This is a genomic window from Novosphingobium sp. ST904 (genome assembly GCF_001298105.1).
Lineage (GTDB): Bacteria > Pseudomonadota > Alphaproteobacteria > Sphingomonadales > Sphingomonadaceae > Novosphingobium.
This window is the reverse complement of record NZ_LGJH01000072.1, coordinates 1-7,082: the sequence shown is the minus strand read 5'-3', so window position 1 is coordinate 7,082 and position 7,082 is coordinate 1. Positions and strand designations below refer to the sequence as shown.

General features: G+C 62.7%; 5 protein-coding genes and 1 pseudogene. 4 read left to right on the top strand and 2 right to left on the bottom strand.

Annotation, left to right across the window (positions count from 1 at the left end):
- Positions 1-137: 137 nt before the first annotated feature.
- The 3 genes from ADT71_RS00990 to ADT71_RS00980 all read left to right on the top strand — a co-directional run bounded on the left by ADT71_RS00990 (position 138) and on the right by ADT71_RS00980 (position 3,655).
- Positions 138-1,532, top strand: a complete 1,395-nt coding sequence (locus ADT71_RS00990; protein WP_054434297.1) for an aldehyde dehydrogenase family protein — start codon at positions 138-140, stop codon at positions 1,530-1,532.
- A gap of 46 nt (positions 1,533-1,578) precedes the next feature.
- The gene (locus ADT71_RS00985; RefSeq protein WP_054434295.1) at positions 1,579-2,511 is read left to right on the top strand and encodes a VOC family protein; all 933 of its coding nucleotides are present in this window, start codon (positions 1,579-1,581) and stop codon (positions 2,509-2,511) included.
- A gap of 70 nt (positions 2,512-2,581) precedes the next feature.
- Positions 2,582-3,655: an alpha/beta hydrolase fold domain-containing protein gene (locus tag ADT71_RS00980; RefSeq protein WP_231635465.1), complete on the top strand. Its 1,074-nt coding sequence runs from the start codon at positions 2,582-2,584 to the stop codon at positions 3,653-3,655.
- Positions 3,656-3,865: 210 nt separating this feature from the next.
- Here ADT71_RS00980 and ADT71_RS00975 read toward each other — a convergent pair whose 3' ends face one another.
- Complete coding sequence (locus ADT71_RS00975; protein ID WP_004213004.1) at positions 3,866-4,423, bottom strand: hypothetical protein; 558 nt, start codon at positions 4,421-4,423, stop codon at positions 3,866-3,868.
- Positions 4,420-5,049 carry a recombinase family protein gene (locus ADT71_RS00970; RefSeq protein WP_004213007.1) on the bottom strand — a complete coding sequence of 210 codons (630 nt, stop codon included), beginning with the start codon at positions 5,047-5,049 and terminating at the stop codon, positions 4,420-4,422. The genes ADT71_RS00975 and ADT71_RS00970 overlap by 4 nt, the downstream gene beginning before the upstream one ends.
- A 95-nt stretch (positions 5,050-5,144) precedes the next feature.
- Here ADT71_RS00970 and ADT71_RS00965 point away from each other — a divergent pair.
- Positions 5,145-7,082: pseudogene (locus ADT71_RS00965) on the top strand (DUF4158 domain-containing protein); the annotation flags it as partial.

Sequence of the window (7,082 nt, the reverse complement as noted above, 5' to 3'; positions counted from 1 at the left end):
AGGAGCCCGCGGCACTCCGGCCAGGCCAAATTCACCGCTAGCCGAAAGGTCGGCGGCAGGATAAACTCGTTCTGCAGCGCAGATGGCAGTCATGAGAGCGTTGTTTAGCGTACCATCCACGCTACGCCCTCCACTTCATCGGCGGCCGCTGGGTGCCCAGCGAAGGTGGCTTGCGGCACGATGTGATCAACCCGGCTACCGAGGAAGCGTGCGCCGTGATGGCGCTTGGAACGCCGGTCGATGTCGAAGCTGCGGTCGCGGCTGCGCGTGCGGCGTTTCCCGGTTTTGCGCGGACCACGGTCGCCGAACGGCTTTCGCTGCTCGATCGCATCGGAGAGATCTACAAGGCGCGCGTGGGCGACATGGCTGCCGCAATCAGCGAGGAAATGGGCGCGCCGATCAGTTTTGCCACCGCCGCTCAGGCACCCGCCGGTCTTGGCCATTTCAAGTCGGCCGCGCGCGCGCTGAAGGATTTTGTCTGGGACGAAGAAGTGCGCGGCGCGCGGGTCGTGCATGAGCCGGTTGGTGTCGTCGGCATGATCACACCCTGGAACTGGCCGATCAACCAGATCGCGTCAAAGGTCGCGCCCTGCATTGCCGCGGGCAATACGATGATCCTCAAGCCGTCCGAGGAATGCCCGACCAACGCCATCATCCTAGCCGAGATTCTCGAAGCGGCCGGGCTTCCGGCAGGCGTCTTCAATCTTGTCCTCGGCGATGGAGTCGGCGTCGGCGCAGCAATTGCCGCGCATCCCGGCATCGACATGGTGAGTTTCACAGGCTCCACCCGCGCTGGGATTGCCGTTGCGCAAACGGCGGCACAGACAGTGAAGCGTGTCCACCAGGAGCTGGGCGGCAAGGGACCCAATCTTGTTCTTCCCGGCGCGGACATCGAGGCACACCTGGGCAACGTCCTGGCCGGCGTCCTCGGCAATTCCGGGCAGACCTGCATCGCACCTACGCGTCTGATCGTTCAGTCGGACCAGAAAGTTGATGTCGAGGATTTTGCATCACGAATGTTCGCGAACACTGCCGTCGGCAATCCGGGCGACAGTGGCGGACACATCGGACCGGTGGTCAACAAGGCGCAGTTCGACAAGATCCAGGACCTGATCCAGTCAGCCATTGACGAGGGTGCCTCGCTCCTCGCGGGAGGTCTTGGCAGGCCCGATGGCATGAATTGCGGCTATTACGTCCGTCCGACAGTGCTGAGCGGCGTCACGCGGACGATGCGGATCTTCCATGAGGAGACATTCGGGCCAGTCGCGACGATTACGGCTTACGACACGCTCGACGAAGGTATCGCGGCGGCCAACGACTCTGATTACGGCCTTTCTGCCGCGATTACCGGTGATCCTGAACTTGCGCGCCGCGTAGCCGGCCAGTTGCGTGCCGGGCTGGTGGCGATCAACGCATGGGGACCGGTTCCGGATGCACCGTTTGGCGGATACAAGCGCTCTGGCAATGGCCGTGAAGGCGGCGCTTACGGGCTGCGCGATTTTCTCGAGATGAAGGCAATTGTTGGGGGCTGACGCTTGCTGGCCGCACGTAGAAATCGAACAAACGCGAGCATGTCAAATGACGCAAGCTAACCCGCTGCATCCCGCCCGATACCTGCACACGATCCACGCAGCAGCCGAGTGCGAGCGTCTCCGGCAGATATATACGCACGTGTTCGGTGGCATCACCTTTCACGAAAGCTATTTTGCACCCCAGGATCGTGATGCCGCGCTCCTCTACGTCGCCGACCACATGATCGAAGTGATGTCGCCCCGGCACGCCGAAGACATGAGCTTTATGTACGCGCGCTACCTCGCCAAGGCGGGGCCTGGCTACCACTCAATCTCGTTTCGCATCGACAGCGTCCGCGCGGGGCGCGAGCGCTGTGACGAATTGGGGATCAAGATCAACACCGAGGGGCCGGGCCTGATCTTCCTGCACCCCAAGAACACCGGCGGGTTGATTATGGAGTTAACGGAGCACCGCATGCCCAACGATCCCTGGGATTTGCCGAACTGGCGCCGCGATTGGGCAGTTGGACGGCCAGCTAAACCGCATGCGCTTGCGCATGTCGTGTGTGCTCCGCGTTATCCCGAGGTTGCGCTGAAATTTCTGGTCGAGGTTCTGGACGGAAAAGCCGGGCCGGCTCGGACGATCTCCTGGCCAGAACCTGCCCAGGCAACCCCCGTCGAAGTTGCAGACATCACCTTGTTGATCCTCCAGCCCGAGAATCTCACCGGCGAGCTTGCGCAATTTGCGGGCCGCACGAATGGCGGGGTCTATGCACTGGCCTGGCAAGTTGCTGATCCAATGCAAATGGCCAACTGGTTCGCGGACAACGCGATCTTCGAAATCGCCGCCGCATCCTTGAATGACTATGCAGCGCCGTACACACACGAAGTAATTCTGAACGGTGCAAGACACTGGTTTATGGCTGGGCAGGTCCCAACACCGAGCGTAGACCAGCCGAGGAAACGGGCTAGAAGCTGCCATTGGATGAAGTCGTTGTAAGTCGATCCTAACTGCCATTGCGGACACCAGCACGATCTGCTCTCGTTTAGGACAAAGCGGGGCAGAGCGAATGAAGTTTTCGCGTAGCCAGTTCGCCAAGACAGTCGTTCCCTACGCAGCAGCCAGTCAGGTGGATTTCATGTCGAGTTCTCAAGCCGCTCAAGGTCCGGTTCCCAAAACCAACGGCGTCCATCTACCCGCTCGAACCATTCCCAACCCGAAGTCAATCAGCCATGAGGCGCAGGCCATCATGGCGGAGCCTACAATGGTAGCGCTGCCCTACCCTCCCGTTGACCAGCCGGAGGCTTGGCGCGACTATGCCGCGAAGATGGATGCCGCCGTGATGCCGATGGTGGCCGCAGTAGCATCGAGCGTTGCTGCCACGGTCGAAGAACTCAGGGTCGGTGAGGCGACGGTATTCGCCATCACTCCGCAGCATACCCAAGTCGATGATCGGTTCGTCTATCTCGACATCCATGGCGGCGGGCTGGTTATGGGAGGGGGAGCTCTTTGCCGTGCATTCGGAATGGCGAGCGCAGCGCGCTACGGCTCAAAGGTCTGGACGGTCGATTACCGGATGCCGCCAGATTACCCCTACCCTGCGCCGCTGGACGACTGTGTGGCTGCATATCGCAAGCTTCTGACCCTACACCGACCGGAAGAAATCATCATCGGCGGTGGATCGGCTGGCGGCAACCTCGCAGCCGCTATGATCTTGCGCGCACGGGATGAGGGCCTACCCTTACCCGCGGCGGCCTATCTCGGCACACCGGAGCTTGATCTCACAGAGAGCGGGGACAGCTTTCAGACGAACCTAGGCCTGGATGCGCGGCTTACTGAAAGCCTCATGCGGGCCAACCTGCTTTATGCTGCCGGCCACGATCTGGCCCATCCCTACCTCTCGCCGCTCTTCGGGGACTTCTCCAAGGGCTTTCCCCCTACGTTGCTCACAGCCGGCACCCGCGACCTGTTCCTGTCGAACGCCGTCCGCATGCATTGGGCACTGCGTAACCATGGCATACCGGCTGAACTGTTCATCGACGAAGCTGGCTCCCATGGGGGTTTCGGAGGTTGCCCCGAGGGAGCGCAGGTTGAGCGGGAGGTCCGACGTTTCTTGAAATCCTATTGGGGACGTCAAGCCTAGGGCAGGCCAAATTGCAGGGCGTTGTATGAAGTCCGCCGTCCTCGCCAGCATGCGTGAAATGGGATTTTCCGAATCCGCGACATAGCGGCCCCACAATCTCAGGCTGAACGAATGTCCGCTTTCAAGAGGCGCGTGCCCCGTGTTCTATGGCCGGTTCGTTGGCGGATGCTGCCCTTCACCATTCCGCCGGATGGATGTCGATCAAATGGATCAAATGTCAGTGAGATCCTCAGGGTACATCCCACCGCGCTGGCAGAAGAGAGCCCATGTTTCCTTCCCCTGTGCGGTTACGATCATGCGAACCGGTAAATCGACTGCGAGCGCGATAAGGCCGAGGCGGACAAGCGGGCCAATGCTCCTATCGCTGATCACCCTGTCAGGGGTGTACCCTCCTGCCACGAGTGTCCATCCGGGCGTTCCGCGTTCGGTAATAGCCGGAGCGAGATGGCCGTCACGTGGGAGATCGGTATCGCGGCCCAGGGTGTATAGGCAGATACTCCAGAAGGCATCTCGCGGTCGTGGTGGGATCAACGCCCATTCCAGCGGGCCGGCATCATCCTGTTCGGGCGCTTGAACGGCTGCGGCCGGGTCGTCCCGGACTCCATCGCGGTACGCGCGCTCTAGCGCCTGCGCGATGGCGCCAGCAGTGTCGACGGCGATCCCGTACTTCCGATTGTAGCGATCCTTGGCGACAATGCCTCGGGCGATTTCGCGAAACCGCGCCTTGCGCCGGGGATCGGGACGCAGCCGTCCAGACGCCCCGGTCATGTCGTCACCGTGACATCAGGGCTCACGTTACCCCGTGCGCGAGCCACGATCCCGGCGACCGTGTTCTTGCTGAGTCCCAGGTCGCGAGCGATCCAGCGATAGCTCCGCCCCTCGGCGATATGCGCCAACACTTTGGGCGCGAGGCGGTCCGACTTGGGTCGCTCCCCCAGTTGCCGGCCGAGTTTGCGGCCACGTGCCCGCGCTGCAGCAAGGCCAGAGCGGACCCGCTCGCTCAGCATGTCGCGCTCGAACTGGGCTATACCTGCGAGCATCGTCGCCATCATCCGCCCATGCGGCGTATCGACCTCGAACGTCATGCCGCTCATCGCGACCACCGACACGCGCCAGCCCGACAGCCGGTTGAGTGTATCGAGCAGGTCCTGGGTCGAACGCCCCCAGCGACTGAGTTCGGTAACGAGGATCGCATCGATATGGCGTGCCTGCGCCAGCTTCATCACCTCAGCCCGCGCCGAACGGTTTGCCTTCATGCCCGACGCGGTTTCGCGGAAGACCTCGACCACTTCATAGCCGCCACGCTCGGCAAAGCCGGCCAGGTCGCGGAGCTGCCGTTCGCACGACTGGTCGGCTGTCGAAACCCTGGCGTAGATGGCGGCGCGCTGTCCCAATTGAACCCTTCTGGAATTAGGCCTCGAAAAGCCTTGATTTGCGTGGGGTCAGTGTTGTCCAAAACAGACTGCTGTTCAATGGGGACAAGCCGTGCATGCCGAGACGCCATATCCTCAGCGCCCGACAGCGTTCGGCCCTACTCGACCTACCGACTGACGAAGCGGCGCTGCTGCGCCATTATATTCTGGCAGACGATGACCTGATTCATATCGACCGGCGTCGCCGACCGGAGAACCGCATCGGGTTCGCCCTGCAGTTGTGCGCGCTGCGATATCCAGGCCGGACCCTTGCTCCCGGCGAACTGATCCCCCACACCGTATCTGCCTTTCTAGGCGCCCAGCTTGGCATCGCTGGCGAGACGCTCGCGGCCTATGCCGTTCGACGCCAAACCCGCCACCAGCACATGGAGGCGCTGCGCCGTATCTACGGATACAGAATGTTCCCCGGACGGGGACCGTATGCCAGGGCTTTCCGCGATTGGCTTCTCGCCGAAGCCGAGCAGGCACGCTCAAACGACGACCTTGCCCGGCGCTTCATTGCCCGCTGCCGTGAAACCATGACCATCCTGCCGGCGATCACGACAATCGAGCGTTTGTGCGCGGACGCGCTCGTCGCCGCCGAACGTCGATCGAGAAGCGGATCGCGGCCCGTCTCGATCCCGTCGCCTGTGATGGGCTCGACAGACTGACTACCGAGATGCTGCCGGGGGCGATCAGCCGCTTCATCTGGCTGCGCCGGATTGAGCCGGGCAACAACTCCGCCGCGGCGAACCGGCTGCTCGACCGACTCGAGTTCCTGCGCGCGATGAACCTCAATGATGGTTTACTTGCCGGTGTTCCACCGCATCGCGTCGCCCGGCTACGCCGGCAGGGCGAGCGCTACTTCGCCGATGGCCTGCGCGACCTCGGCGCCGATCGGCGCCGCGCTATCATGGCGGTCTGCGTCATTGAATGGGTCACTGCGATGGCGGATGCGGTGATCGAAACACATGACCGGATCGTTGGCCGCACCTGGCGCGACGCGAAGCAACTGCATGACGCGCGGGTCGTAGAAACCAGAGGCGCTACCACTGCGACTTTGAACGGCTTCACTGCACTCGGTCAATCATTGCTCGAAGCGCATGGCGACGGCGCGTCGCTGGAAGATGCGGTCGCGCGCGGGGCGGGATGGGAACGGCTCACGAGCCTCGTCGCTACGGCCAAGACGTTGACGGACACCTTGGGCGACGATCCGCTGGCCCATGTTGATCAGGGGTATCACCGCTTCCGTCGGTATGCCCCGCGCATGCTGCGATGCCTCGACCTCAAAGCTGCGGCGGTTGCACGGCCTTTGCTGGACGCGGCTACCGTCATCGCTACCAAGGGCGCAGTTCCGGCGGCCGACGATTTCTTGCGCCCGCATTCCAAATGGCGGCGACAATTGCGGGCGAAGGGCGATGATGATGCCCGCCTCCGGGAAGTCGCGGTCATGTTCCACTTGCGCGACGCGCTGCGCTCGGGCGACATATGGCTCGATCGCTCGCATCGGTATGGTGACCTGCGCCACGTCCTCGTGCCGACGGCGGTCGCGCATGCCGCGAAGCTAGCGGTCCCGTCTGACCCGTATGTCTGGCTGGCTGACCGCAAGGTGCGTCTCGCCGATGGCCTTGCCCGGCTCGGTCGCGCCGCGCGCAGCGGTACAATTCCGAAAGGCAGCATCGAGGACGGCACGCTGCGCATTGATCGCCTCACCGCTGACGCGCCGGATGGGATCGAGGATCTGGTGCTCGATTTGTATCGCCGGCTGCCGCCCGTCCGCATCACCGATCTCCTGCTCGAAGTCGATACCGCGCTGGGTTTCACCGATGCCTTCACGCATCTGCGCACCGGCGTGCCGTGCGGAGACCGGATCGGCCTGCTCAACGTCCTGCTCGCCGAGGGCCTGAATTTGGGCTTGCGTAAGATGGCAGAGGCTTCCAACACTCACGACTATTGGCAACTCTCCCGTCTCGCTCGCTGGCACGTCGAAAGCGAGGCGATCGACCAGGCGCTGG